Raw genomic sequence first — 24,772 nt, forward strand, 5'->3', positions numbered from 1 at the left:
GCGGGTTGTTCACCTCAGTTGCGCGAATTTCCTCACCACTGGCGCGCGAGCGAGATCATGACGGCGCGCGGCCGAAGCGGCGTATATTGCGGCGCGGAGCGGATCGAGAAGGGATTGCCGAAGGCGAAACTGTCGCCGCGGACATCGAACAGATTGTCGATCTGCAAGGCGGCGGTCCATCCGTCGCGCTCCAGCATGGAACTGAGCGCCACGGTGGCATAGGGCCGCATCGACCGGTCGAGATCATCGTCGAAGCTCAGCCGGGCATGTCCGATATAGTTGGCCTGGATCGCGCTTTGCCCGCTCCAACGGGCCAAGGCATAGCGGCGCGACAAAGTCGCCCGCACAGTCAGATCCGGCGCGATCGGCAAATGACGATCCGCCAACTCGATCCCAGTCGGGCTATGGGTCAATCGCGCATCCTGCGCCGCCGCACCCAGCGTCAGTTCATAGCCCGCGCCCATCTGCCAGTCCACCGCGACTTCGACGCCGATGATCCGGCCACGCCCGGCATTGCGGGTCGAAACCAGGCCGTCGGCCAGCAGATAGTCCGACTGGATGTCATGCCAGTCGGTATAATAAGCGCTGCCCGACAGCATCAACCCATCGCCCCACAGGCCCCGGCGCATGCCCAGATCGAAACTGCCCAGTTCGTCTGCATCGAAGCGACCCGATAGGGTCGTCCCCGTGGGCGTCAGGCCGCCGGGCCGCATCGCCCGGGCGTAACGCAGATAGACCAGCCCGCCCCCTGCAGCCGATAGGACAACGCCAGGCTGGGCGAGAGGATCAGCATGCCCTTCGCCTCGCCCGCATGCGGGCGCCCCGCTTCCTCCGCCTCATCCTCGGTGCGGGAATGATAGATGCGCAGACCCGGCGTCACATCCAGCCGGGCCAGCAGGGGAAGCATCGCTTCGCCGAACAGGGCATATTCCGTCACGACCCGATCGCTCTGTTCAATGGCGTGAGGCAAACCGTCAGCCAGTGTCAGCGTCGCCCGATCCCGTGCCGCCGCGCGCAGGAAAGACGCCCCCGCGACCCAGCGGCTCCCCTTTCCGGAAGAGAGGCGCATTTCCTGATTGAACAGCGAATAATGCCGGTCATCATCGAAGCGCACCGTGCCGGAAAGGCCGAAATTGCCGGCCGCATCATTGGCGTCGAGGGCATAGCCGACCGCATTCCTTACATAGCTGGCGACCCACAGCAGCTCCAGACCGCCGAGACGACCGGTGACCGTGCCATGGAACAGCGCGAAATCATTGTCGGTCGGCTCGGCAAGGCGACCGGGCCGCGTCAGCCCTTGGCCGGCAGCCAGCACATATTGGCTGTCGCGCGAGGCTATGTCCTGCGCGGCATAGCCCAGATCGACCGACCAATCCTGCGACGCCTGCCATTTGAGGCCGAGGCGAAGGCCCCTCGTCCGGGTCGAATTGCTGTTCTTGCCGGTGGCTGCATTGTCGATCCACCCGCCGTCGGTCAGGCGATAGCCCACCGCCCGCACCGCCAGCCGGTCCTCGATCAGGGGCAGGTTGACCACGGCCTCTCCGCCGAGGCCCATGCCGCCATGGTCGACCGCCGATGCCGAGAGCCTGCCCCATGCCGACGCATCCCCAAGGTCCGGGCGCCGCGTCACGATATGATAGATACCGCCCAGCGCGCCCGATCCGTAGAGCGGCCCTTGTGGCCCCTTCAATATCTCGACCTGCTCGACATCGATTAGGCGCAGGTCGGGGTCGGGCGCATTGAAGGTGACGCGCGCATCATCGACCTGCACCGCCACGGTCGATTGGCTCTGACCAAGGAAGGGACTATCGGCCACGCCGCGGATGAACTGGCGATTTCGGCCGGGACCAAGGTTGGTCATCGCAAGTCCTTCGACCCGCATACCCACGTCCCGGCTGTCCAGAGGACGCGAGGAGGATCGGAGCGTCTCGATCGGCAGAACCGATAGGGACAGCGGAACCTGATCCAGCGCCAGCTCTCGCTTCTGCGCGGTCACGACGATGTCCGCGCCGGGTCCGGCAGGTGCCGCTTTCCGCGCCGCAAATATCTGTGATGGAGGAGAGCGCGGGACCACCTCCAGCCGATAAAGGCGGGGAGCCAATTGCACAGCCCGCAAACTGGTGCGATCCAGCAGCTTGCGCAGGGCTCTTTCGGCCGACATGGTCCCCTTGATCGGCCGCGCCGTTACCACCGGCAGCGCGCCCGGATAGCCGACCGAAAGCCCCGTTATCTCGGAAAAGCGGGCCAGGCTGGCGACAAGCGGTCCTGCCGGCAGGTCGAACCCATATCGCTCCTCCCGCGCCTGAGCCGGGTTGACCCCGAGCGCCCCTTCAGCGATCAGCACCGCCAAGGCGAAGGGCGCCGCCAGCCTGCGGATGCACGGCCACGCCCATGACCGTCGCAAGATCGGGCAGCAGTCTCGATCCATCGCCAATGACCAGCGTGCCCGAAAAATGTCTGGTCTCCAGAGAAGGATCGACGATGACGCGCTTACCCGAATAGCGTGAAATATCCGCGACGACGAGAGCCAGCGGCGCATCGCTGTAGGAAAGCCGTCCCTCGCGCCAGCTCCCCACTTCGCTGGCCACCACGGGCGCCAGCGTCAGATGGCCGTCCGCTCCGCTGGTCAGTTGCTGACCCGCCTGCAACCGTACCTGTCCGTCCGCCTTGTCCGAGACTACGGAGACTACGCCCTCCGACACCCCGATACGGAATGTGCCGCCGGAAAGATTGACCGAGAAACGGGTGCCGATATCGGTGATGCGATAGGGGCCTGCCTGCACCGTCAACATGCGGGACGGATCATGGCGGACGGCGAAATAGGCCTCGCCACTCGCCAGTTCGATCCGTGTGGCATCCTTGTCCTGCACGACGATGCGGCTGGCGGGCGACAGCAGGATATTCGCGCCATTGGCGAACGCCACGGCCCGGCTCTTGCCCGCGTCGGCGGCATAGACGCTGGGGGCTTGTCCGGTCCGCAGCATAGGCAGACCTACCGCCAACGCCACAGCCGCTACGAACGCGCCACCCAGCGCCCATCTCATCCGCCGTTGCGGGCGGGGGCTTGCCGCCACCCCCTGCACGTCCAAAAGCGACCCGACGGCATCCTTATGTTCCTCCACAATCGCGGCGGTCAAGGCGATGGAATCGAAAGCCTCGCGATGGCGCGGGTCCGCCTCCAGCCAGGCCATATAGCCCTCCCAGTCCGCATCGTCGCGCTCAAGCGCCGCCTGCCAGGCCAGCGCCTCGTCGATCACCCCTTCATCCAAGTCCGACTGCGCCGTCATTGGCGAGCCCCTTCCTTCCCTATCATCCGTCACAGACGGCGCGCGATCCGCCTTACCTCAGCGCAGAAGCGCGCGTCGCAAATATTTCATGGCGATGGCCATATGCTTTTCCACCCCGCTCTTGCTGATGCCCAGCCGGTCGGCAACCTCCGCATGGCTCAGGCCCTTAATCTTGTGCAGCTCAAAAGCACGCCGCGCACCGTCGGGCAGATTGGCGATGGCCGATGCGAGGGCGGCGACCTCTTCCCGCGCGATGATCTGATCCTCGGGCGTTTCGCGCCGGTCGGTCGGCTCGATCCCGGCCGGCGTGAAATCCGTTTCCTGGTCGGACCAGCGCCGTTCGCGCGCCATCCGCCGCTGCCGCTCCCGCAGCCGATCCACCACCAGATTCTGGGCCATGCGGAACAGATAGGCGCGGCCGTTGCCCACTGGCCCCGCCGGCCGCTGCCGCGCGCGCAGCCACAATTCCTGCAGCAGATCCTCCGCCTCGGCCGGATCGCCGACGCGCGCCTGCAACAGCCGCCGGAGTTCAGCGCGGTACAGACCGTAAAGCGTCTCAACATCTTCGTCCTGATCGGCGTCCATGAGCCCGTCTTTTTCGGCCCGCTCACGCAGCGGCAGCAGCTTCGCAATCGTTTCTAACTGAAGCAACGCGCCGATCAACAACCTGTGCACGACATGAAGAATATTTCATCATCGCCGGGAAAAGGACTGAGGTGATGGTCACAGCACAACGTCTCCATTTGTTTCGCCCGACCCGATCGCGCCGCCATGTCATGCGCCTAGCGGTCGTTGCGCAGCGCCCACCACATGATGGCCGTTGTCCAGGACCAGGACTCGCAGCTGAAACGAGAGCGCAGTCCGCAAGGATGTTCCGTGCCACGGTCTCGCGCCGGTTGCGTCGAGGATCGCGCGGCCCGCTTACGAGCGGCAGAGCGCGACAAGAGACGGAAAAACGGAAGGCGATACCTAAGCAACATGCAGCTTCCTCCGTTCGATTTGCCGATAGAAAGCGAAGAGCTGCCGGAAATGATCATCCATCGTCATGGTCGAAGCGGCGAGCGCCGTCGCATGCCGTCGTTGTGCTTCCGGCCCGCTCGTCAAAAAGGCGGTGATCGTCGCTGCAAGGCTATCCGTCTGCGCGGCGCGATAGCGAAAGCCCACGCCCTGCGCCGCCTGATCGGACGCGCCCCCTTCGTCGGGAACGATCACGGGCAAGCCGCTGGCGCGCGCCTCCGCCGCGACCATGCAGAATGTTTCGGCTTCGCAGCCATGGACCAGCGCGTCGGCGCTCGCCAGCATCTCCGCCAGCCGGTCGCGCTGGGTAATTGGGGCCAGCAACTGGATATGCGGATTGTTCGCCGCCGCCCGCCGCACCCGGGCGCGCTCGCGGCCATCGCCGACCAGCACCAGCCCGACCGGATTGCCATAGCCTGCCGATGTCACCGCCTCGATCACCTGCGGCCAGCGTTTTTCGGGCGCATGTCGCCCCACGCCGAGCAGCAATGTCGCATGCGGTGGCAAGCCGCACCGTTCCAGCAGTCTTGCGCGCAAGGCCTCGTTGCGTTTCATCGGCGTGAACCAGCCCGGCTCGACCCCCATGGGCAGAGTCGCCACCCGTTCAAGCCCACCGCTCAGCAAACGGCGCGACAGGCTGTCGCTGGCGCTGACCACAAGGTCGAAGCTCTGGTCCAGCCGCCGCAAATGGCGCCAGAACCAGTCGAACCCCCGGTCGATCCTCTCCCGGCTCAGCACCGATCCGAACCAGCGATAGGCGTAAGCCGATAGCGGATCGGCATGCATGATGAGCGCGCGGGGCGCGTCCCCCTGCCAGCGCGCGACCATGGCGGCGCTCGCCCAAGGGGAGGATGCCTCGACCAGATCGGGTTGCAGCCGGTCCAGCATGGCGTGGAGCGACCGCTCATTGTCGAAATAGGAATAGCGCCGGTCCAGCGGAAAGCGCCGCGCCGGCAACATCACGATGCGGCCGCCCCCCTGCGCTTCCACGACCCGGTCATCGTCCGACGGGGCGAGGATGATGATCTCATGCCCCGCCTCCGCCCCGGCCTGCAGCTTGCGCTCGACATAGGTTTTCACCCCGCCGCCGCGCGGCGCGTAAAAGGCGCAGACATCGACGATCCGCATCGTCACTTCTCCACGGGGCCGAAGGAGAAAAGTCCCCGGCGATAGTTGATCCTGATGCTGATGCGGGCCGGTCCCGACCCGACTACTGCGCTCGCCGCGGCGGCGCGTGGCTTGGCCCAGCCGAGTTTGGGATTGCCGGCGAAGCCGATGCCATCGACCGACAGCGAAAAGCGGCGATTGGCGTCGCGGTCGTGCATCAGGCTGAGCGCGTAGCTGCCCGGCCCCGGCGCGCGGATGCACAGTTCCACAGCGCCCGAGGTCGGCACCGACAGCTCGACCCGCCGGAACGTCCTGCCCGCCGCGATCAGGATATTGTCGTCGGCCAGAAAATCCTTGTCATTGGCGGGATAGAGCTCCAGCTTCAGCCGGCCCTTGCGGTCCTTGAGCCCCAGCACGTCGACCAGAAAGGCCGGACCATTTTCATTGGCGCGGCACTGTCCCTCGGCCTTGCCCAGATCGGGGGTCGACGGGATGGCGACGCCCGCGAGAAGAAAGCCCGTGATCATTGCGCCCGGCTCTCCCGCAGCAATTCGGTCGCACCCAGCACCATGCCGACCAGCAGATGCGCGGCGAGGATCAGCGACGCCATCAGCGCCATTGCCGCCACGATCTCGCTGTCGCGCCCGATCAGGAAGGCAGCCATGCCTGCGAACACTACATCCTTGTTCGGCAGGAAGGGCAGGCGCGACACCAGCTGGCGCAGCGTGCCAAGCAATATCCACCAGCTGAGCGCGATATCGGGCAGCAGCAGATGCCACATCACCGCCGCCAGCACCGTCGTCGCGACAATGCGCAGCAGGTGGATGGCCGCGACGATCCACAGTTCCCGGCGCGGCAGGGTGAACAGCCTGCGCCGCAGCAGCATCGCCACCAGCGAGGAGGCAAGGACGAAGAGGATCGATCCGCCGACCTCCCATCGATTCAAGCCCGCGTCCACCGCGCCCATCAGCGGCAGGGCAAAGGCGACCATCAGCAGCGTGACGCCATTGCCCACCAGCGCCGACAGGATCGTCACGTCCTTGATCGCACCGAAGGGCGCCGTGGTGATCCGGGCGCTCCGTCGCGCCCAGGCGTAGAAATAGACCTCGCCCAGATAGCCGAGCAGAATCTCATTGCTCACCAGTTTGCGCAGCAGCGCGCCGAAGCCTTCCGCCGGGATCGTCCAGAGGCGCCGGAAGATGACCCATTCGGACAGCGGCCCGGCGAGATAATAAAGCGCAAAGGCGCCCCAGAAGCCGACCGACAGGGGCATCAGCGCCAACAGGCTGCGCGGATTCAATCCCCGGAACTGGTGCAATGCCACCACCAGGATCAGTACCGATACCAGAGGCCCCGCCCAGCGGGTCCAATTGCGGCCCGACTGGATCAGCGGTTGGGGATCGATCGCTACCCCTTCCAGAGTCGCGACGGGTGGGGAAAGAAGGCCGGTGGAGGCTTCGCCGGTCATGTCATGCTCGTCTTGATGGACTGGAAGGAGAGACGACGCGACGGATCAACCGCCACAGTCGCCGGGGGCGGATTTTTTCATCATCACCTGCGCGGCGCGCGACCGCCGCGAAACTGGCGAGATAGGTGCCGGAGGCGGCCTCCAGCGTGAAGCGACGCGCCTGCTCCAGACTGGTGGCGCTGTCCTGCGTCCGCTGGCCCGCTGTGGCGATCGCCTCGGCCAATGCCCGCACATCGGCGACCGGCACCAGATAACCTAGCCTGCCCTCCTCCAGCAGCGCGGACATGGCCGCGCTGCATCGGGTGGCGATGACCGGCACGCCCACCGCCAGCGCCTCCAGCACGACGGCGGGCACCCCTTCATAGGTTGATGACAGCAGCAGGATATCGCCTTGTGCGATCCGGCTGGCCGGATCGGGAACATGGCCCGCAAAAGCGACCCGCTCGTTCAGCCCCAGGCGGTCCGCCAGCATCTGCAATGCCCGCCGTTCGGGACCGTCGCCATAGATGGTCAGCTGGTCCTGCGGCTGCGCACCCCGCGCAAAGCCGTGCAGCATCAGCGCGAAATTCTTCTGCGCCGCCAACCGGCCGATGGCGATGAAATGGCCGCCCTCCGCACGCGCTGGGGCCGGAGGCGCGGCCCGCAACCGATCGATCTGCTCGCGCGAGAGGGCGGGATCGGGAATGACGCTGATCGCCGCAGCGCCGGGACGGATCAACGTCGCGATCTCCGCTTCCAGTCCCTCCGCCATGGCGACGAAATGGTCGATGAAACGTCCCTGTATACGTAGCCAGACATGATAGAACATGCGCACCGGCCAGCGCATGTCGCGCCGCTCCAGGTCATTGCTGATCTTGGCGACCACCGGCGGGCAGCGGCGTCCCAGCAGCAGTTTCATCGCCACCGCGACCACCGCGTAGCTGTTGCCCGCGCAGAACAGCAGGTCGGGCCGTAGGCGTCGGATCGCCGGCGGCAGCGTCACGATCATCCACAGCGTCTCGCACCAGACGATGGAGACAGGCGGCGGCTTGGGCATCTGGCAGTCGAGCCCCTCACCCAACTCCGCCCGCATCGCTCCATCGGTCCGCCCCATGAACAGTGGCGCGTCGACCCCCGACGCCTTCCAGTGGCGCACCAGCCGCAGCGCGACACGCTCTACCCCGCCCGGTTCGAAGCTGTGCAGGAAGGTCAGGATGCGCATGACTGGATCAGGCCGCCAGCAAATCGCCATAGGGCGCGGGCGCATGGGTGCGTTTCAGACGTTCCAACACCCGATCGATGCTGGCCAGCAGCCGCGGCACATGCGCGTCACCCGGATGCACCGCCACGCGCGCCACCGGCGCATGACGCAGCAGCGGCGGCAGCAGGCGCGCAGCCAGAAGGGACGATGCGATCCGCGTCGGGCTCCGGCTGGCCCATGTGATCACCGGCCCCCGCGCCAGCACCCGGCCGGTCCCCGGCTGCCACACCTTCATATGATCCTCGGCCAGCGTAAAGCCGGACGCGGCCAGCGCGTCGAGCGCCGGGCGGCCATCGAGCCAGGCCGGCGCCACGAAGCCCGCAACCGGCCGGCCGATAATGGCCTCGATCAGGGTGCGCGCATCGGCCATGCGCCGGGCCGCGACTTCGCCGTCCAGCCCCAGAAACTCTCCCTCCCCGGCCGTCATGTGACGCGCCTTGAAGCGCGCGGCCGGACCCTGATGCACGGCCATGTCCTTGTGGAACCAGCCATGGGCGAACATGCTGACGCCCCGGTCGGACCAGCCCCGCAATTTCCGGGCAAAGGCGCTGCCGGGTCGCAGCGGATGCGCACCCCAATGATCGGGAACGACCAGCATCGCCAGGTCGCCGGCGTCGACATGGCGAGCCAGTTGCTCCAGCAACAGATCGACCTCCGCTTCGAATCGCGGGCCAACATCATGGATCGAAACAAGAAGTTTCTTCACGACTGCCCCCGCAGACCGAAACTCTCGAACTTGCAGGCCCGGCCTATGGCCATGATCCATGACGCGGCGGTTACGAGATGTGTTGGCCGCAATCTTTTGCGCATAACAACATGACGGCGCTCAGCCCGGCAACCGCAGTTGTTCCTCAATATTGAGCACTGATCGGCCCTGGAGCCAGACTTATGCTCTGTCCGAACTTACACTTCGTCCTCGATTTTCCGGCAGCTATCGGCTGCAGGAACACTGTGCAGCGAGTAACTGCTTTCGGGGATAATTATCGGAGCGCCGAACGGCGATAATCGGCGCATTTCCGTAGTTAGGGTCAGATGGGGTGATTGGGGCCGACCCTGAATCGCTTGGGTGGCTGCTCCTCGCAAAATGGTAAGACGTGGTCCGTGTTGAGCGGCCACAACCATAAGGAGGAGCAACCATGCGCTACTATGCCGGACTGGATGTTTCGTTGGAAGAGACAGCGATCTGTATCGTCGATGAGGTAGGCAAGATCGAACGCGAACTTCGCGCGTCGAGCGACCCCGCTGCCTTAATCGATGCCTTCGCCGCACTCGACTTACCGATCGAGCGTATTGGTCTTGAGGCCTGTTCACTGGCATCCTGGCTGCATCAGGGGATGGCCCGAGCCGGGCTTCCGGTGCTGTGTATCGAAACTCGCGCGGCTAAGGCCGCAATGGGCGCAATGCCCAATAAGAGTGATCGTAATGATGCTCGCGGCCTGGCTCAAATCATCCGCACAGGATGGTATCGGGCAGTACATGTGAAGAGCCCGCCGTGCCGCTCTGCCCGCGCGCTGCTTGGTGCTCGGCGGATGGTGCTGAACAAGCAGCGCGACATTGAGAACGAGGTCCGTGCGGTCTTACGCGAGGCAGGGCTAAAGCTCGGCACGCCTGGTCGGAAAATGTTCGCACCGCGCGCCAGAGAGCTCGCCTCGGCGGATGCTGGCATCACAGACATTGTCGAACCATTACTGGCTATCCTAGCGACGATGGCCATTGAACTTGCACGTCTGACAAAGCGGGTTCTGGATGCCGTTCGTGTCGAACCTGTCTGTCGCCGGCTGATGACGGTACCTGGAGTTGGACCGCTTACTGCGCTGACTTTTCGCGCGACGGTTGATCAGCCTGAACGCTTCCGGCGGTCACGCGACGTCGGGGCGCATTTCGGTCTTACGCCGCGCCGCTACCAATCAGGCGAAACGGACATTCAGGGCCGCATAAGTCGATGTGGGGACGAACTCGCTCGCACCGCTCTCTACGAAGCCGCGCATACATTGCTGACGCGCTGCACGAAATGGTCGACACTGAAAGCGTGGGGCATGCGCATCGCGCAACGCCGCGGATTGGCAAAGGCACGCGTCGCCGTCGCACGAAAGCTCGCCGTCATTTTACATCGCATGTGGACCGATCAAACCGACTTCCGCTGGGGTAAAGCGTCGGCGGTCGCGGCTGTGTGAGGAGATAAATCAGTTTCCGCCCAAGCCGGGTGGGAAGCGATCGTTCCCATGGGGACGATGGGCGAGCCGACTTCGCAGTGAGTCCAGAACCTCAGCATGTCTGAAGGTCGAGGCTCAGATTGAAGCGCCTCGTTCTTCTAACCCCATTATGCGGCGACCAAGCGTCGATCGCGGAGAGAAGCAAGTGATCCATGGGAGCGGTCACGATACTGAGGATGCAGCTTGACCCAAAGGCCCCAATCAGAGAAGGACTCATTGGTCATAACCAGAAGATGACGGTGGCGGCGAGTGCGATGGCGGAGAAGAAGGCGGTGGGGCAGCGGTCATAGCGGGTGGCGACGCGGCGCCAGTCCTTCAGCCGACCGAACATGATCTCGATGCGGTTGCGGCGCCTGTATCGGCGTTTGTCGTATCTGATGGGCTCGTTGCGCGATTTCCGGCCGGGGATGCAGGGCTTGAGGCCCTTTTCCTCAAGGGCTTCCCTGAACCAGTCGGCATCGTAGCCCCGGTCGGCGAGCAGCCATTGCGCCTTGGACAGTTCGTCGAGCAGGGCTGCCGCACCGATAGTCGCTGACTTGGCCAGCGGTCATGAAGAAGCTCAGGGGACGGCCGTTGGCATCGGTAACGGCATGGATCTTGGTGTTCATGCCGCCTTTGGTGCGGCCGATCAGGTGGCCGAGATCCCCTTTTTTACCGCCAAGCTCGATGCCGTGCGGTGCGCCTTCAAATAGGTTGCGTCGATCATCACCGTCCTGCGCTCGGCTCCGACGGAGAGCCCCTCCATCATTCGCGTAAAAACGCCCATCCGGCCCCAGCGCTTCCAACGATTGTAGAGCGTCTTGTGCGGGCCGTATTCCTTCGGCGCATCCCGCCAGCGCAACCCGTTGCGATTGACGAAGATAATCCCGCTCAGCACGCGCCGATCATCCACCCTCGGCCTGCCGTGGCTCTTCGGAAAATACGGCTCAAGCCGAGCCATCTGCTCGTCCGTCAGCCAGTAGAGGTCGCTCACATTCAGTCTCCTTGCGGAGCCTGAATCAGATCATGCCTCTCACATCAATGGGTCCTGACCCTAGCCCGCCTTAAGTTGAAGGAAGGCATATGACGTGCTCTCAACAGCCCAGTCATCCGCGACAATTCAATAACAGCGGCGGGTCGCATTGAAGAGGTAGGGTGAAACAAAAGTCTGCGCCTGCGCGATCATTAGGCTCAGCCCAGATCCGGCCTCCGTGATTCTCGATAATCGTTCGGCAGATGGAGAGCCCAAGGCCCATACCGTTGGCCTTGGTGGTGAAGTTTGTTTTGAAGATTTCGGTCTTCAGTATGTCGGGAATACCGCTTCCGCCATCGCTTACACGGACAACAGCCCTGTTTTCGCCCGTAGGCATGGCCGATACAACAATTTGCTTGACTGATCCCGATGCTTCGCTGGCCTCGCAGGCGTTGCGAAGAAGGTTGAGAACAACCTGCTCGATCTGAACTCTGTCGATGAGAACGGCGTCGGCAGCCTCGTCGACTTCGAGTCCGATCCCTTGCCTTCCTACGCCATTGTGGCCGCACAGCTGAATGGCCTCGCTGATCGTCTCGCGGAGGCTGTCGGGCTTTCGTTCAGGCGCGGTATCGCTCGCCTGCTCGCTAAGCTTGCGAACGATCTCGGCCGCGTATTGCGCGCCTCGCTCCGCGCCTTCGACTGCTTGCAGAGCGGCTGCGCGATCATGTGGCTCGCCCGCTTCGACGTAGCGCCTGATGCCGCCGACAAATCCAGCGATCGCCGTCAATGGCTGGTTGAGTTCATGTGCCAGCGTCGTCGCCAGCGCGCCCATCGCGCTGAAACGGGAGAGATGGATGATCTCGGCCTGCATCCGCTGGAGCGCGATTGTCGCCTCCATGCTGTCCGTGACGTCGAGATTCAAGCCGACAAAGCGGGCGGCACGAGCGCGCGATCCGGGAACAAGGCTCCCTAATCCGAGCACCCATCGGCAATTTCCGTCTGCGGCAATTGTCCGGTAGCGGATAGAGAGGCTCGTCTCCGTCCTCACCGCCGCCTGGAGCGCTTCGCGGGTGTTCTTCAGGTCGTCATGGTGCAGACAGGCGCTCCACTCTTCATCGCTCAATTCCGGTGGACCCTTTCCGGGCAATCCATGCATCTCTCGGCTTCGCGGACAGAGTTGAAGCCGATACGTCTCAAGATTCAGATCCCACGTGCCGGCGCCAGAATTGCTCTGGGCAAGTGCCAGCCGCTCCAACGCCTCCTTCGCACGAACCTCCTCCGCTTTACGCTCGCTCACGTCACAGGCCGTGCCGACCATCCTAAGTGGCGCGCCTGATTGCGGATCGCGGACGACAACGCGGCCTCGATCGAAGTTCCAGCACCAACTGCCATCGCGATGCCGAAGGCGATACTCGCAGGCAAAGGTGTCGCATTTGCCGTCGAGATGTTCCTTTAGCCGTTCTTCCAGGATCGGCCAGTCGTCAGCATGCACCAGTTCACGAACCGCATCGATGCCGCCCCCCAATTCCCCCGGGGCATATCCAAGGTGCCGAAGGAAGCGCGCCGACATGGCGATGTGGCCGGTTTCGAAATTCCAGTCCCATGCGCCGTCGCCGGTTGCCTCCAGCACCATGCGAAGGGTCTCCTCATTCATCTGCGATGCGACGCTCTTCTGTCGTTCCGCAGTAATGTCGCGAAACGCAACCTGCAGTCCATTCGCTATCGGACGGACGTTCACGTCAAACCAGCAGTGCACGTCAGGCTCGAAGAACTGAAACCGTCCAGCTGTGCGTTCGGCGGCGGCCCGATGAAGTTCTGCCCAAGCGGCCGTATGAACCGCCAGCGGGAAGCTGTGCCAGATGATTGTCCCTCGCAAATCTTGGCCTCGGCCGATTTTGTCCACAGCGTTCCGGTTCAGGTGGATGAAGCGCCAATCACGATCGAGCAGGAAGATACAGTCGATGGCCCCCTCAAGCAGTTCGTCGGCTGGGGGCAGCGGCTCCGCCACGTCTGGACCTGCAACGGGCCTCATCGCGCGCGGCGCCGGTGCAACGGGCGGCAAGCCGGCAGGCCCGGTAGGCTCTGAACATCCGCCGATGAGCGGCGAGAGCCCGGCATCAATCGCAATGCGGACCGCTTCAGACAGGGTGCCGCAGCCGAGGTCCGCCATCATCCTTGCCCTGTGCATTTCCACAGTTCGATGGCTGAGCTCCAGATGACGCGCGATCACCTTGTTGCTGAGGCCGCCCAACAGCCCCTGCAGAATTTGAAGCTCACGCGGTGAGAGTTTCTCAGTACGGATCAGTGCATCCGCACGGCCTTGTGTCCGACGACGTTCCTGGGCACGTAGATCAAGCGCCCGGGTAATAGCGGCCAGGAGTTCCTGTTCCTGGTAGGGTTTCTGGATGAAATCGATGGCGCCAAGCTTCATTGCCTGAACCGCGGTACAGAGATCACCATGGCCGGTCATCATGATTGTCGGGATCGCGACACGTCGCTCCACCAGCCGGGCCAAGGTGCCGAGGCCATCGAGTCCCGGCATGCGCAGGTCAAGGAGCACGCACCCGCGGTCTAGGTTTGCCTGCTGCAAGAATTCCTCTGCGCTTGCGTAGACTTCCGTCGGATGTCCACGACTGGCAAGGAGATAACTGGTGGCCGCGCGAACATGCGCATCATCATCAACGATATGGACTAGAGGCAACGCGATCACCCTGCAAACATGACCACCTCATAACCCAACTTGGCTTTGGGCGCGAGCAATCGGTATACCGTAATAGTCCGGTATTGCGTGGCCAGCAGTAGCACCCGGATTGCGACTCAGCAGCCTCCGGGCGTCAATTCTGCCTGCAATGGTGAACGGCCTCTTACACAGGCCACCGTAGACGCTACGAATTGTTCTCCCGATTGCCAGCGTGCAGCTTTGGTCCATGGACCGAGGAGCACTGCATGGCAACGAAGATGGATACTGACCCTCTGCGGCTCAATCTGACGGGCTGCAGCATGGCTGACCACATTAACCTTCCCACCGTGAATCGCGTAGCACGCCTCCATGTTGGGAATGAGACAGGGCTGGCCAGGATGCACAGGATATCGAATGGCGGGACGGAGCTCTCGTCAGTCATTGACTTACGGATCGGACAGTTGATCAGGCTCGACTTGTCGGAAACGGTTTCAACAACGGCGACCGTCATTTTGAAAGATGGCAAGCGGTACATTGTGGCTTTCTCGCAGACCGTGAACTGTGCCGAGCTGCTACGGCAACTGGTGCAGGAAGCCCGCTCCACTGAGTCGCGCCCCTTGCGTCTCAAAACTCCGCTAATGAGAGTCGAGGGGCAGAGCCTTGCTGGCTCTCACCAGCTCGAACTCGAAAACATCTCGCAACAGGGCATGAAGGTGCGACACGATGGATCCTTTCAGCCGGGGCTCCGCGTCTGGATTCAGTTGCCAAATGGAATCGAGCGCCGAGGCGTCGTTCGTTGGGCAGACAAGCGTTCGGCGGGCCTACTGCTCGCCGACATCCTATCTGCTGATGACCTGGGAGCCGTCAGCCGTCTTCGATTCTCTCGGGGCGAAGGGTGTTCCTGATGCCTCAGGCGTAACGGTCCCAGAGTTGTCTGTGGGTGAGCGATGGGGGATCGTTCCAGCGGTGAGCCCTCTTGCTACCACCGACCCTTCTTTGCCATTCAGCAGCCCATTTCTGGCACTCAGCTCCGGACTGTCAGGTTTCCCTTCCTGGTCGGCTCGCGATGACCGATTGAACGCTGACTGCTTCCGGAAAGTCAATCGAGGATAGCGGTCGTTGGCATGCAAGTTGAGGATTCGATTTGATGGTGGGTGGCGGAAGATCGTTATTCGCGCTGTGAAGTGCGAAGGCCGAGCTTAGGTTTTGCAACCCGCACCGGTGGCACAGTCTCCAGCACAGGCGCCGTCTGCCGGTGGACGATCTCCACGGGAGAGAAGGCGGCGCGCAGCTTCGCATCATTGAAAAAGGGACGAATGGCCTCAATGTCGCGCTCGCTGACCGGCGGCTTACGATTGCCGAGTGCGACGTAAAGCGATTGGACCGTCAGAGAAACCGTTTGCTGTGGATTATCGACATCACTGTCGAAACCATCGGGTAAGACGCCCATGGCATCATCGTGCATCCGTGCAACGTCGATCGTCAGCGTTAGAACATCGGCGTCGTTGCGCTCCACCCGCCATGACCTCAAAAGGCTCCATAGAAGATAATCCTCATTGTAGCGGACGATCTGCCGCTCGGACTTTTTGGCGGCTGCTTCAACAACAAGTGCTTTGAGCTGCTCGACAGGGAGATGGGCGGAAGCTGTCAGGGCTACGTTTCCGTCTTGCCCCCTGCGCGCATGAAACAATATGCGTGACAGTGCATATAGAATAGCTGCTTGAACTTCGCGATCGGCGTCGCGCGCGGCAAGGAGCATGTCCGCGAGGACTGGGAAAGTGTTCCGTCCCCGGTGAGCAAAATCCTTAGCGCCTGTCCGCATGAAGAATGCCAACCAGACCAGCCAGGGAGAATCTGGAACCCCCGGCAACGTCCCATCAACTGCTTTTGCCAGTTGAATGAACAGATCGAAACCGGCGAGCGGTACGCGATATGCGCGAGCACTGGATAACGCATCGAACCATTTCAACGCGCGTTCCCGCCGTTCCAAATTCACATTCGCACCGGCTACAACGAACTCGATAACTTCAGGCGTCACTGCGGACGTCAGCGTTTGGAGCCAGTTGGCGCCATAGCCGCCGCGCTGGAGAAGGTCGGTTTCGATCAGATGCTCGGCTGCCAGAAATTCCTGAATCGAACGGTGAAAATAGATTGTTTGCGCCCCTTTCTCGATAAGGCAGCCCTGGATCAGTTCTCGACGCATCTCCTCCTTCTGAAGAGAATGGCTGATGTCGCGAGCCGCTTCGTCGCAGAGGGATTGGGGAATGTCGTTCAGGGTGGTCGTCGATGCTCCTCCGCGTTCCCACAGCCACCAGGCAAGACTCGCGTTGAACCGACGCCTGACCTTGATTGGAAAATCCTTGTCACGTCCGCGCTTCTCCAGTTCGCGCAGGAGGAGATAATGCACAAAGCTGTCGAATAGCTCATAGACCGACATATCGGTGCGGAGCTGGTCGGGGTGCGCTGCGATCTCGCACAGCATCTGTGCATGAACAGGCCGTTCTAGAAGCTGGTCAAACCGGCCTGAGACCAGTTCGGCCACACGTTGCTCGACCCATTTGGGATCGGTCGCGGGGCCATCCTGTTCCTCGGCCGCTCGGATCGGGAAGTATCGCTCGACATAAGACCGCGCTTCATCAGGTGTGAAGCCGCGAATCTCGACATGCCGATAGGCCCGCCGTCCCGGCGTTGGGAGTGATCGGCCAGCTGGAGTGGTCTGGACGCCATCTATGACGGCCTTGAATTCCACATCGTCATGAAAGGCGGTGTCGCGGCCGAGGACGAGTATGCGGGCGTCGCCCTGATCCAGCTTCATGAGTTCGGCGAGGACAGTCTGAAACTTCGATGGTGTCAGACCATGCTTCATCTCGTCGAAGCCATCGTAAATGACGAGAAAACGGCCGTTGCGATTGAGGGCGGCGAAGGTGTCGAAATGATAGCCAGGGACGCGATGCTGGCTGGCGAATACCTTGCCCAGTAGGCCCTCTAGGGATTGCTCATCCGCAATCTCGCCTAGGCGTACCAATATGGGCACTCGCACTGTGGGGTCTTCCAGCGCGCGCGCGGCCATAGTGGCAGCCAGATGGTTGGCGAATGTCGATTTGCCTTTGCCATAAGGGCCAAGCACGAAAAGCGGCGGCGCGTCCTGCTCGGCCTGCCATGCCTCGACATAGGCGGCTAGATCATCACCGGTGGCGGTCTCCGGCGGGACATAATATTCCTCAAGCCGGCTGTGCTCGTGTGCCTCGCCAAGGGCCTTGAGATAAGGGTCGAGCCGCATCAGACGCCGTTGTAGTTCAGCGAACGTCATAGCCTGAAGTCCGCGTTGGCTCTGCGCGGCCTTCCGGCCTTCTGGCGTGATCGGACCTTGGGAGATGAGCCAGGCCTGATCGATCGTGTCGTTCGAGATCAGCGGGCCATAGTCATTGGCAAACTTGCTGCATTCACTAAGCTTCAGGCTGCCGGAATAGGCCTTCGTCTCGAAGGCGTAGCGTTGTTCGCCCGCCACCTCGTCGCGCAGCCAGACCGCAGATACATCGGCATTCTTGTAGCCGAGCTGGACTTCGGTTTCCGTGTGAGAAAAGCCCGCCGCGCGCAGGAGTTGGGCAACGGCATCGCGAAATGCATTCCCCTTTAACGTTGTACTCATCGGCGCGCCTCGCTCACAACCGCCACCAGGGATAAACGGGCCGACCATCGCGCGTGGATCGCATGCCAACAATCGCGTCTGAAATCCGGCTGTCGATCTGCGCCAGCAATTCCCGCTCGCAGCCCAGAATATTCTGCCGCTGCTCCACACCGTGCCCCCACTGCAACTGCTCTCGGCAATTCAGAAGCGCGGCCCGTTCAGCCATCACTTTCGGATGGTGATAGAGCCAATGCAGAAACGGCAGCGCATCGCCGGTGTCATGCCAGAGTTTTCCATATTCACGCACATAGTCGCGGGCGAGATCGGGCATGGCGTAATTGGAACCGTGCCATATCGACAGCGGCTCAGGATCGGGATGTCCGCAGAGAATGTCGGCGATATAGAAGTTTGCAGCAAACGCCCGGCGTAATTGGGTGGCGGCAGCGACATATTTGTTTTGCCTGAAGCGCAGGAGGCCCAGATCATACGCGCAGGGCGGATAAAGTTCGGCCCAGCTTTCCAACAGGAAACCGGCCTTTTTCGGTTCGCGGTTCCGCAGATATTCCGATCCCAACCGGTAGCGGAAGTTCTGTTTATCATCGGGGTTGAGCGACAGCATGCGCTCCATCAGGGAAATGCCAGCTCTGCGCTTCTTGAGGCGCAACTGCGCCAGCGCCGCACCGTGCAGCGCGCGAAGGAAAGGCCGGTTGTCCAGTTCGTCCCAAGAGAGAGTACCGGAATAACCTACGGGAATAGCGGCTTCACCCAGCACGATCCCGCGCTCATAGGAGGACAAGGCGGCCCTGGTTTTCCCCGATGCAAGCAAGGCATGGCCCAAATGAGCATGGCCGTCGATATATTCGGAGCTATCCGTCACGATCGCTTTGAGTTCGGCGATGTAGGCCGAATCAGAGAGCACCCCGGCGCTGTACCGATCAAGCACATCGTCCAGCCGCTCTTCCGCCTGGCGGAAAAGGCCATCAACTGAGAAGCGGCCATCACCGTCTATGATCTGAAATCCAATCCCCATCCGTGCTCGCCCCCTGCGGAACAGTCCGCGATTCAACTGCCTGTCATGTTCATCGAAGCGGTTTGTGATGATGTTGGCATTCCCCCGAGATCCACTGCAAAAACGCCGCACCGATAGGCGCGCAGTAGAGTCTACTGCCGTGCGCCATTCGGCAATGACCGTGCCGATCTCCTTGGGCGGCCAGTCAGTTCATTAGTCAATGATTTAACCCTCGTCCGAGATCGGTCGTCGAAAGCGGATCGGCACGACCCTTTGATCGAGGTAGCCTTCGGAAAGACCGGCAATCGCTTCAACATCTCGCAAATTGAGGCCGAGAGAGGCTTCGATCTGGGCACGTGTATGCACGCCATGCTCTACCAACATGCGCAGGCCTTCCGCGAGAACGCCCGGCTGGTTTACCGAGAAAGCATCATCCAGCGGCTCAACTTTCCGAATGCGCTGGGCATTCATTTGACGGAACAGGTACGAGAACTGGTTCTCGGATAATATTCCGAGATCCCGGCTACGGTAAGCCATAGCGGCAATGGCTACACCCCACCGTGCTTTGAGGGATTTGAAGAAGGCGAGGGAACTGCCAAGCACTTCTTGGCTGAAGGTCTCACGTGGAAGCAAGAACGCGCTTGCGAACCGGTTCGCCTGCTTCTCGATCATATCAAGGTTCGTGCTGTTTACCTCGACATCCGGATGAAGAACAAGGTGGCCTAGTTCATGAGCGAGGTTAAATAGATCACGAGGCCCACTAGTTATCTCTTTAGATAGGAGGACAATCGCGCGACCACCGATCCAACAGCTAACAGCATCCATATCCTGACAGCGGACAGGTTCACGGACGAGAAGAATCCCATTCGCTTCCATGACCGCTCCGAGGCTGCGGATTGGTCCCCGGCCTAGCCCCCAATGATCGCGCAATTTCTCGGCGGCACGCTCGATGTCGTCTTCATCTCCGCTATCCGCGTCAAACTCGAACTCGGGGAAGTTAACCGCTGGCAAGTCGATGAAACGCTCCAGCAGCATGCCGATGTCCCCGGCCCACTGCATCCGCCGGACGATACGGCGGCGGTGCTGTTGCTCCATGCGCTTCAGGCTTCGGAAAAATGGCGAACGTGGTTCACCCGGTCGAACCGGCATGCTGGTGAAAAAGGAAATCGGCTGCCCGGTTTCCGCGATGATCTTACTCATCGTCTCGCCACCCGGTGATGCCTGACCAGTTTCGAACTGGGCAACCGCCTGTCGGCTGACGCCTATGATCTCCGCAAGATTTTCTCCGGAAAGACCACGGGCTTCTCGGGCTTCCCTGATCCGCTCGGGAATCGGCTTAGCTCCCGCCGAGGCGGGAGAGTCTCGATCATTACTCATGTCGTCACCAATAATCAGGCGCTGTGATCGGAATCCGACTCTGTATCGTCCTTCCGCAGCGCTTCCTCGATATGATCGCGAAAACGCAAAACAACAGCGGGCGTCGGAGTTTCCGACGATACTATTTCGATCGCCGATCCCAGCCGGTTGATGATGTTCGTCCGGGCAAGCCAACTGTTACGGCCAGCTTCCGGCATACCCCAGCAAAGATGTGTCAGCTCGCGACCAGTCGCGCCAAAGGTGAGCCAGGCATACATTTCGGGAGTTGGCTCAGGGCGAATCGGGACCACGACCGAATCTCGCATGAACAAGTCCAGTTGGTTGCTCAAGCGCTGGTCTTGACGGGTCGGCGTTTCCTCCGGAAACGCAATAGGGTTGTCGGTACGGCAGATATGGGCGCGGCAAGCACCAGAGCGCAACTCAACCCAGTGACCGCCGCCAAGCGGCATTCTGGTCATTTCGGAAGTAAAGGGGAGATTGCCGGCCTGGCAGCCTTCATGGACACTAAAGAGGACGGCGGCACGGCGGATATGGCCACGGATATCGCCGCCGATTAGGGATGCAAGGAAGGACTCGTGATCCATTACGTCACTCGCCAGCATAATTGCCTGCGATACGATTCGGACGAGTGCGGCATCCGTGTTGGGCGGGAACGCCTCGTCCAGTTGTTCCTGAAAAATAGCCATGCCTTGCGCCTCGAAAAGTTCTGCAAGTGCATTCCCGATTTATCGATCTCATGTCAAGTAAATTTTCAAATATATGTTGCTTTAGAAGAGGCCGCATTCTGACGTCCACATCGGGCGGCCCCTTCGGTCCACACCTTGAAAATGGCACTTAAAATCAGCATGAAGAAGGGAAAATGGCTATGAGCCACCATCCGTAATGATAAGGGGCAGAACTCGGCGAAGGGTTGAATGAGGGGCGAGGACAAGTGGCTTCGCTAGGCTGTAGTGACGATTTAATCATTTGAGCCATAGCATGATGCTTGCGAGCTTGATGAAGCCGAGGAAGTTGGCGGCGATTTTGTCGTAGCGGGTAGCGATGCGGCGCCATTGTTTGAGGCGAGCGAAGAAGCCTTCGATGCCCCATCGCTGTTTGTAGGCGATGACATCATATGGTCGGCGGATGCTGCGATGGCGGCGTGGCGGGATGACGGCCTCACCGCCTTGGGCACGGATCAGATCGCACAGGCTATCGGCATCATAGGCGCGATCGGCAAGAACCTGCTTTGCGGGCAGTCCTCGGATCAGGTCGCAAGCAGGCGCCATGTCGTTCTGTTGTCCGGGACCGAGCATGAAGCGCACCGGCAGACCAAGGGCATCGACTACGGCGTGGATTTTAGTGCCGAACCCGCCTCGGGAGCGACCAAGAGCCTGGGCTTGAACGCCCCCCTTTTTACCCGCGCTCCGGCCGCTTGAGCCTGGGCGCGGATCACGGTGGCGTCGATCGCAAGCCATTCGATGTCGGGATCGTCCGATACCGCCGCGAATATCCGGTCAATCACCCCTTGCTCGACCCACCGATAATAGCGTCGCTTAGCCGTCTGATAGGGGCCAAAACGCTCGGGCAAATCACGCCAGCGTCCGCCCGAACGCGCCAGCCACAGCAGCGCATCAAGAAACCGGCGGCCATCGCTGCGTGGACCACGCTTGCCCTTTCGTCCGCCCGGCACAAACTCGCGCAGTCGCTCCCACTGATCGTCCCGTAAAACCTCGCCTTCCACACCAGCCTCCAAAAGCCAGTGTTGAATCAGATGGGGTGGTTGCCGCCCTCCCCAGACGGCATCGCAATGTGCCAAGATGTGGTGTTGAGGCCACTGAGCGGAAAGGACGGCAACCGTGACAAAGGATACGATAATCGGGGTGGATTTGGCAAAGAGCGTCTTTCAGTTGCACGGCGCGTCGATGACGGGGCAGATGCAGTTCCGTAAGAAGCTATCGCGGCAAGGCTTTTACAAATTCATTGCAGGGCAGCCTCCAGCGGTGGTCGTGATGGAAGCCTGCGGCAGCGCGCATTATTGGGCCCGTGAAGTGACCAAGCTTGGTCATGACGTGAAGCTGATTGCGCCTCATTATGTGCGGCCGTTTGTAAAGCGGCAGAAGAATGATGCGGCAGATGCGGAGGCGATTGTAATAGCGGCCCAGCGGCCCGAAATGCGCTTTGTCGAACCAAAATCTGTTGAGCAGCAGAGCCGAGCTATTTTGTTTCGGGCTCGAGAGCGGCTCGTCCACCAGCGGACCGAACTGGTCAACGCCCTCCGGGCTTACCTCTATGAGTATGGCCATGTCGTTCCTCAGGGGATTCACCAGATCAAGCGGATCGAAGAGATCCTAGACGCACCGAACAGCGACTTGCCCAATTTGATGCGCGAGGAATGCCGGGATTTGCTGGAGCAGATTGCCGAGAAGACGGTCCGGATCAATGTCCGCACTGGCAAGATCAAAGCGTTGGCGGCGCAAGCCGACACCGCGCGGCGCTTGCAGACAATCCCCGGCGTAGGACCTTTGACCGCCCTGGCTGTCGAGGCCTTTGCTCCGCCTATGGAAAACTTCCGGTGCGGTCGCGACTTCGCGGCTTGGCTCGGCCTCGTCCCACGTCAGTTCTCATCCGGCGGCAAGGAGCGGCTCGGACGCATTTCCAAGGCCGGACAATCCGACATCCGCAAGCTGCTGATTATCGGGGCGATGTCGCGCCTGAACTGGATGGGCCGCAAATCGATTCCTGAAGGTTCCTGGCTGGCGCGCATATCCATGCGCAAACCCAGGATGATCGTAGCGATCGCTTTGGCCAACAAGATGGCACGCACAATCTGGGCCATGCTGACGAAGAATGAGGATTATCGAGTTCCGGCATAGGTGGCGGCGTGACCCACATGTCACAAATCCGTCATGTCGGATAACGGGAGGTGAAAGAAGGCGACGACCCGAATGGGCAAAATGATCGAACAGATCTGGATCCGGAAAACCAGTTGATTTCTATGAGTCCTCGAGCTCGAGAATCAGTTTTGGACCTGATCCGCAGATCACCATACCGGCCAGCGGCTTCTGAATGCCGCATCTCAAAGGCCTTACAGAAGACCGCACTCGATCACTCGCGCATCGGATCAGAAACTTCTTGCGCCACGGGCGGCAACCACAGAAGAAATCTACGCTCGCGTGAATCCCTAAAATGTCACTACAGCCTAGTACGTGTTAGCATGTTGTGCGAGCACAAGGGGATGCAAGTGATTAAGCCTTATGAAGTCCGAGGCGCGGCGTCGCGGATCAGCCCATCAGCAACAATATATATCAGCCAGTCAAATCGGAAGTACGCAGAGGTGGGTCCATGACGCACCTCTATCGCCTCCTTCTGATATTCAGTTCCATCTCGCTGACCTTTGCGATTTTCCTTGTGAACAAGGGGGTTTCCGTTCTTGGAAATGCAAACGACTGGGGACTACGACATCTGCCGGATATGCCGCTCATAAAATGGAGTCCGCCCGAAGCTTTTCTGGCTACGATTTCATATCTATCGTATTTTCTGGCCTGCCTGATTTTCAGCAACCTCGGGTTTCGCGCGACACGTTGGCTATCGCCAGAGCGCGTGGATGGCGCCAGTTTTAAGTCTATTGAACTGGTAAATGATACATTTCTACCGATATATTTAGCCTATTTTTTCGTTGCGCTGAGCACCACAAATTATCTTTCATTTGTGTTGGTTTTTGGTGTGGTCCTATTATTCGTATACCGTTCTGGCGGAGCTTATTTCGATCCTATGTATGTGTTGAGGGGCTACAAAATTTATGCAGCGACCTCAAACAAGGACGTTAAAAGCTACATTATCACTAAGCAGATATTGAAGGGCGTTGGTGACCTAAAGTTTGAAGGACTCCGACGGGTGAATGACTTTACCTTTATTGAAATCGGAGGGGGAGAATGAGTCAGGTTGTTGCGCGCTTGAAGCGGAAGAGTGTCGAGGTTTGCAAAGTTATGGCAAGTGATGGCGACATAATTGCTCTGCCGGATCTTGGTGATAGCGTCAATTTCGACCCACACTATAAGCGTGAGGACGGCCAATGGCTAGCGATTGGCGAGTTTTCAAAGACTGCTTATGCGATCGAGACACTAGGTGCAGACGTAAACACGGCAGATTTTCCACAGTTGAAGAAGGATCAAGCTACTGACTTGAAGTTTATATGTATCATCCAGGGTCAGTATCGCCTTTACCAACGGGTGATCTCTTCTCATATCGTGAAGAAAAAGTGGATGAAGGTGTCGGATGAGTTTGCGATCGTTGAAGGAGAGAAGATAATCCTATTAAATGACGTTCCCGATGCCATTCACGACACGGTTTCTGATGAGCTATATTTTGCTGACTTCGCCATTTTGAAAACTTTTTTTAGCAAAATTGAGGAGCTATACCGAGAGGCCACTGACGAGGAGGTGAAAGCCTTCCTTCAGAATGAAGTGATTAAAGCCGTTCCAGAATTCTCCTCTGAAAAAGTGAGCAAGCCGAATAGGCAGCGTATTGCTCTGGCTCAGGAAAAGCTGACCGCATATACGAAACAGAATGTAGAGCAGCTCCTTCAAGAGTTTCCTGAATACGTAGAAGATGTCAAGATCAAGGATGGCGCATTTGAGGTTAAAAACGACAATGATTTAAAAATGGCCATATTTTGTATAGAGGAGAGATTTTACACCACTGCCATCAGTAAGGAAAAGCGTCTCGCAAATTCAATTATGAAACTGAAAGCTGGAGCTTGATGGTCATCACCGAGCTCCAACAAAAGTCATTGAAAACCAAAATTAGACTTCA

Annotated in this window: 20 protein-coding genes and 1 pseudogene; 5 read left to right on the top strand and 16 right to left on the bottom strand. The window is 60.4% G+C overall.

Annotation, left to right across the window (positions count from 1 at the left end; translation table 11 throughout):
- Positions 1-32: 32 nt before the first annotated feature.
- The 9 genes from ACWNC0_RS19295 to ACWNC0_RS19335 form a co-directional block, all read right to left on the bottom strand.
- Positions 33-713 (bottom strand): TonB-dependent receptor domain-containing protein, encoded by a 681-nt coding sequence (locus ACWNC0_RS19295; protein ID WP_449473971.1) that lies wholly within the window; start codon positions 711-713, stop codon positions 33-35.
- On the bottom strand, positions 695-2,344 hold the full coding sequence (locus ACWNC0_RS19300) for a TonB-dependent receptor (protein WP_449474670.1): 1,650 nt from the start codon (positions 2,342-2,344) through the stop codon (positions 695-697). The genes ACWNC0_RS19295 and ACWNC0_RS19300 overlap by 19 nt, the downstream gene beginning before the upstream one ends.
- Positions 2,331-3,287, bottom strand: coding sequence for a FecR family protein (locus tag ACWNC0_RS19305; RefSeq protein ID WP_449473973.1), 957 nt, complete (start codon positions 3,285-3,287; stop codon positions 2,331-2,333). The genes ACWNC0_RS19300 and ACWNC0_RS19305 overlap by 14 nt, the downstream gene beginning before the upstream one ends.
- A gap of 57 nt (positions 3,288-3,344) precedes the next feature.
- Positions 3,345-3,938 (bottom strand): RNA polymerase sigma factor, encoded by a 594-nt coding sequence (locus ACWNC0_RS19310; RefSeq protein WP_449473975.1) that lies wholly within the window; start codon positions 3,936-3,938, stop codon positions 3,345-3,347.
- A 318-nt stretch (positions 3,939-4,256) separates the two neighbouring features.
- Positions 4,257-5,432, bottom strand: coding sequence for a glycosyltransferase (locus tag ACWNC0_RS19315; protein ID WP_449473977.1), 1,176 nt, complete (start codon positions 5,430-5,432; stop codon positions 4,257-4,259).
- Between the two features lie 2 nt (positions 5,433-5,434).
- Positions 5,435-5,938 (bottom strand): DUF2141 domain-containing protein, encoded by a 504-nt coding sequence (locus ACWNC0_RS19320; protein ID WP_449473979.1) that lies wholly within the window; start codon positions 5,936-5,938, stop codon positions 5,435-5,437.
- Entirely contained in the window at positions 5,935-6,879 is a 945-nt protein-coding gene (locus tag ACWNC0_RS19325) for a hypothetical protein (RefSeq protein ID WP_449473981.1), read from the bottom strand. Before ACWNC0_RS19325 ends, ACWNC0_RS19320 begins: the two co-directional genes overlap by 4 nt.
- 1 nt (position 6,880) lies before the next feature.
- Positions 6,881-8,080: a glycosyltransferase gene (locus ACWNC0_RS19330; RefSeq protein ID WP_449473982.1), complete on the bottom strand. Its 1,200-nt coding sequence runs from the start codon at positions 8,078-8,080 to the stop codon at positions 6,881-6,883.
- A gap of 7 nt (positions 8,081-8,087) precedes the next feature.
- Complete coding sequence (locus ACWNC0_RS19335) at positions 8,088-8,825, bottom strand: DUF2334 domain-containing protein (RefSeq protein WP_449473984.1); 738 nt, start codon at positions 8,823-8,825, stop codon at positions 8,088-8,090.
- Between the two features lie 430 nt (positions 8,826-9,255).
- Here ACWNC0_RS19335 and ACWNC0_RS19340 point away from each other — a divergent pair, with 430 nt between their 5' ends.
- A complete protein-coding gene (locus ACWNC0_RS19340) occupies positions 9,256-10,293 on the top strand; it encodes an IS110 family transposase (protein WP_449469137.1) in 1,038 nt (345 codons plus the stop codon).
- 259 nt (positions 10,294-10,552) lie between these two features.
- On the opposite strand, the pseudogene ACWNC0_RS19345 reads toward ACWNC0_RS19340, so the two are convergent.
- Together ACWNC0_RS19345 and ACWNC0_RS19350 are read right to left on the bottom strand one after the other, a co-directional pair.
- Positions 10,553-11,305: pseudogene (locus ACWNC0_RS19345) on the bottom strand (IS5 family transposase).
- Between the two features lie 112 nt (positions 11,306-11,417).
- The gene (locus ACWNC0_RS19350) at positions 11,418-13,985 is read right to left on the bottom strand and encodes a PAS domain-containing protein (RefSeq protein WP_449473985.1); all 2,568 of its coding nucleotides are present in this window, start codon (positions 13,983-13,985) and stop codon (positions 11,418-11,420) included.
- A gap of 245 nt (positions 13,986-14,230) precedes the next feature.
- On the opposite strand from ACWNC0_RS19350, the gene ACWNC0_RS19355 reads away from it, so the two are divergent.
- Positions 14,231-14,869, top strand: coding sequence for a PilZ domain-containing protein (locus ACWNC0_RS19355; RefSeq protein ID WP_449473986.1), 639 nt, complete (start codon positions 14,231-14,233; stop codon positions 14,867-14,869).
- 263 nt (positions 14,870-15,132) lie between these two features.
- On the opposite strand, the gene ACWNC0_RS19360 is transcribed toward ACWNC0_RS19355, so the two are convergent.
- The 5 genes from ACWNC0_RS19360 to ACWNC0_RS19380 form a co-directional block, all read right to left on the bottom strand.
- Complete coding sequence (locus tag ACWNC0_RS19360; RefSeq protein WP_449473987.1) at positions 15,133-17,613, bottom strand: NACHT domain-containing protein; 2,481 nt, start codon at positions 17,611-17,613, stop codon at positions 15,133-15,135.
- A gap of 13 nt (positions 17,614-17,626) precedes the next feature.
- Entirely contained in the window at positions 17,627-18,622 is a 996-nt protein-coding gene (locus ACWNC0_RS19365; protein WP_449473989.1) for a tetratricopeptide repeat protein, read from the bottom strand.
- 204 nt (positions 18,623-18,826) lie between these two features.
- Positions 18,827-19,978 (bottom strand): ImmA/IrrE family metallo-endopeptidase, encoded by a 1,152-nt coding sequence (locus ACWNC0_RS19370; RefSeq protein WP_449473990.1) that lies wholly within the window; start codon positions 19,976-19,978, stop codon positions 18,827-18,829.
- Between the two features lie 14 nt (positions 19,979-19,992).
- Complete coding sequence (locus ACWNC0_RS19375) at positions 19,993-20,664, bottom strand: hypothetical protein (protein WP_449473992.1); 672 nt, start codon at positions 20,662-20,664, stop codon at positions 19,993-19,995.
- A 276-nt stretch (positions 20,665-20,940) separates the two neighbouring features.
- Positions 20,941-21,701 (bottom strand): IS5 family transposase gene (locus tag ACWNC0_RS19380; RefSeq protein ID WP_449473994.1). Its coding sequence is split into 2 segments (ribosomal slippage): positions 20,941-21,377 and positions 21,377-21,701, totalling 762 coding nucleotides; the frame shifts between segments, so codons are not numbered across the junction.
- 115 nt (positions 21,702-21,816) lie between these two features.
- On the opposite strand from ACWNC0_RS19380, the gene ACWNC0_RS19385 reads away from it, so the two are divergent.
- The 3 genes from ACWNC0_RS19385 to ACWNC0_RS19395 all read left to right on the top strand — a co-directional run bounded on the left by ACWNC0_RS19385 (position 21,817) and on the right by ACWNC0_RS19395 (position 24,720).
- Positions 21,817-22,833 carry an IS110 family transposase gene (locus ACWNC0_RS19385; protein WP_449473778.1) on the top strand — a complete coding sequence of 339 codons (1,017 nt, stop codon included), beginning with the start codon at positions 21,817-21,819 and terminating at the stop codon, positions 22,831-22,833.
- A 469-nt stretch (positions 22,834-23,302) separates the two neighbouring features.
- On the top strand, positions 23,303-23,896 hold the full coding sequence (locus ACWNC0_RS19390) for a hypothetical protein (RefSeq protein ID WP_449473996.1): 594 nt from the start codon (positions 23,303-23,305) through the stop codon (positions 23,894-23,896).
- Positions 23,893-24,720, top strand: coding sequence for a hypothetical protein (locus tag ACWNC0_RS19395; protein WP_449473997.1), 828 nt, complete (start codon positions 23,893-23,895; stop codon positions 24,718-24,720). Before ACWNC0_RS19390 ends, ACWNC0_RS19395 begins: the two co-directional genes overlap by 4 nt.
- Positions 24,721-24,772: the final 52 nt, after the last annotated feature.

Source organism: Sphingobium chungangianum (assembly GCF_977014255.1).

What these genes read in the sequence shown, in the direction of transcription:
- ACWNC0_RS19295 (WP_449473971.1), bottom strand. Translation starts at nt 713, where the DNA reads ATGCGGCCCGGCGGCCTGACGCCCACGGGGACGACCCTATCGGGTCGC.
- ACWNC0_RS19305 (WP_449473973.1), bottom strand. Translation starts at nt 3,287, where the DNA reads ATGACGGCGCAGTCGGACTTGGATGAAGGGGTGATCGACGAGGCGCTG.
- ACWNC0_RS19315 (WP_449473977.1), bottom strand. Translation starts at nt 5,432, where the DNA reads ATGCGGATCGTCGATGTCTGCGCCTTTTACGCGCCGCGCGGCGGCGGG.
- ACWNC0_RS19320 (WP_449473979.1), bottom strand. Translation starts at nt 5,938, where the DNA reads ATGATCACGGGCTTTCTTCTCGCGGGCGTCGCCATCCCGTCGACCCCC.
- ACWNC0_RS19325 (WP_449473981.1), bottom strand. Translation starts at nt 6,879, where the DNA reads ATGACCGGCGAAGCCTCCACCGGCCTTCTTTCCCCACCCGTCGCGACT.
- ACWNC0_RS19330 (WP_449473982.1), bottom strand. Translation starts at nt 8,080, where the DNA reads ATGCGCATCCTGACCTTCCTGCACAGCTTCGAACCGGGCGGGGTAGAG.
- ACWNC0_RS19340 (WP_449469137.1), top strand. Translation starts at nt 9,256, where the DNA reads ATGCGCTACTATGCCGGACTGGATGTTTCGTTGGAAGAGACAGCGATC.
- ACWNC0_RS19355 (WP_449473986.1), top strand. Translation starts at nt 14,231, where the DNA reads ATGGCAACGAAGATGGATACTGACCCTCTGCGGCTCAATCTGACGGGC.
- ACWNC0_RS19360 (WP_449473987.1), bottom strand. Translation starts at nt 17,613, where the DNA reads ATGAGTACAACGTTAAAGGGGAATGCATTTCGCGATGCCGTTGCCCAA.
- ACWNC0_RS19365 (WP_449473989.1), bottom strand. Translation starts at nt 18,622, where the DNA reads ATGGGGATTGGATTTCAGATCATAGACGGTGATGGCCGCTTCTCAGTT.
- ACWNC0_RS19370 (WP_449473990.1), bottom strand. Translation starts at nt 19,978, where the DNA reads ATGAGTAATGATCGAGACTCTCCCGCCTCGGCGGGAGCTAAGCCGATT.
- ACWNC0_RS19375 (WP_449473992.1), bottom strand. Translation starts at nt 20,664, where the DNA reads ATGGCTATTTTTCAGGAACAACTGGACGAGGCGTTCCCGCCCAACACG.
- ACWNC0_RS19390 (WP_449473996.1), top strand. Translation starts at nt 23,303, where the DNA reads ATGACGCACCTCTATCGCCTCCTTCTGATATTCAGTTCCATCTCGCTG.
- ACWNC0_RS19395 (WP_449473997.1), top strand. Translation starts at nt 23,893, where the DNA reads ATGAGTCAGGTTGTTGCGCGCTTGAAGCGGAAGAGTGTCGAGGTTTGC.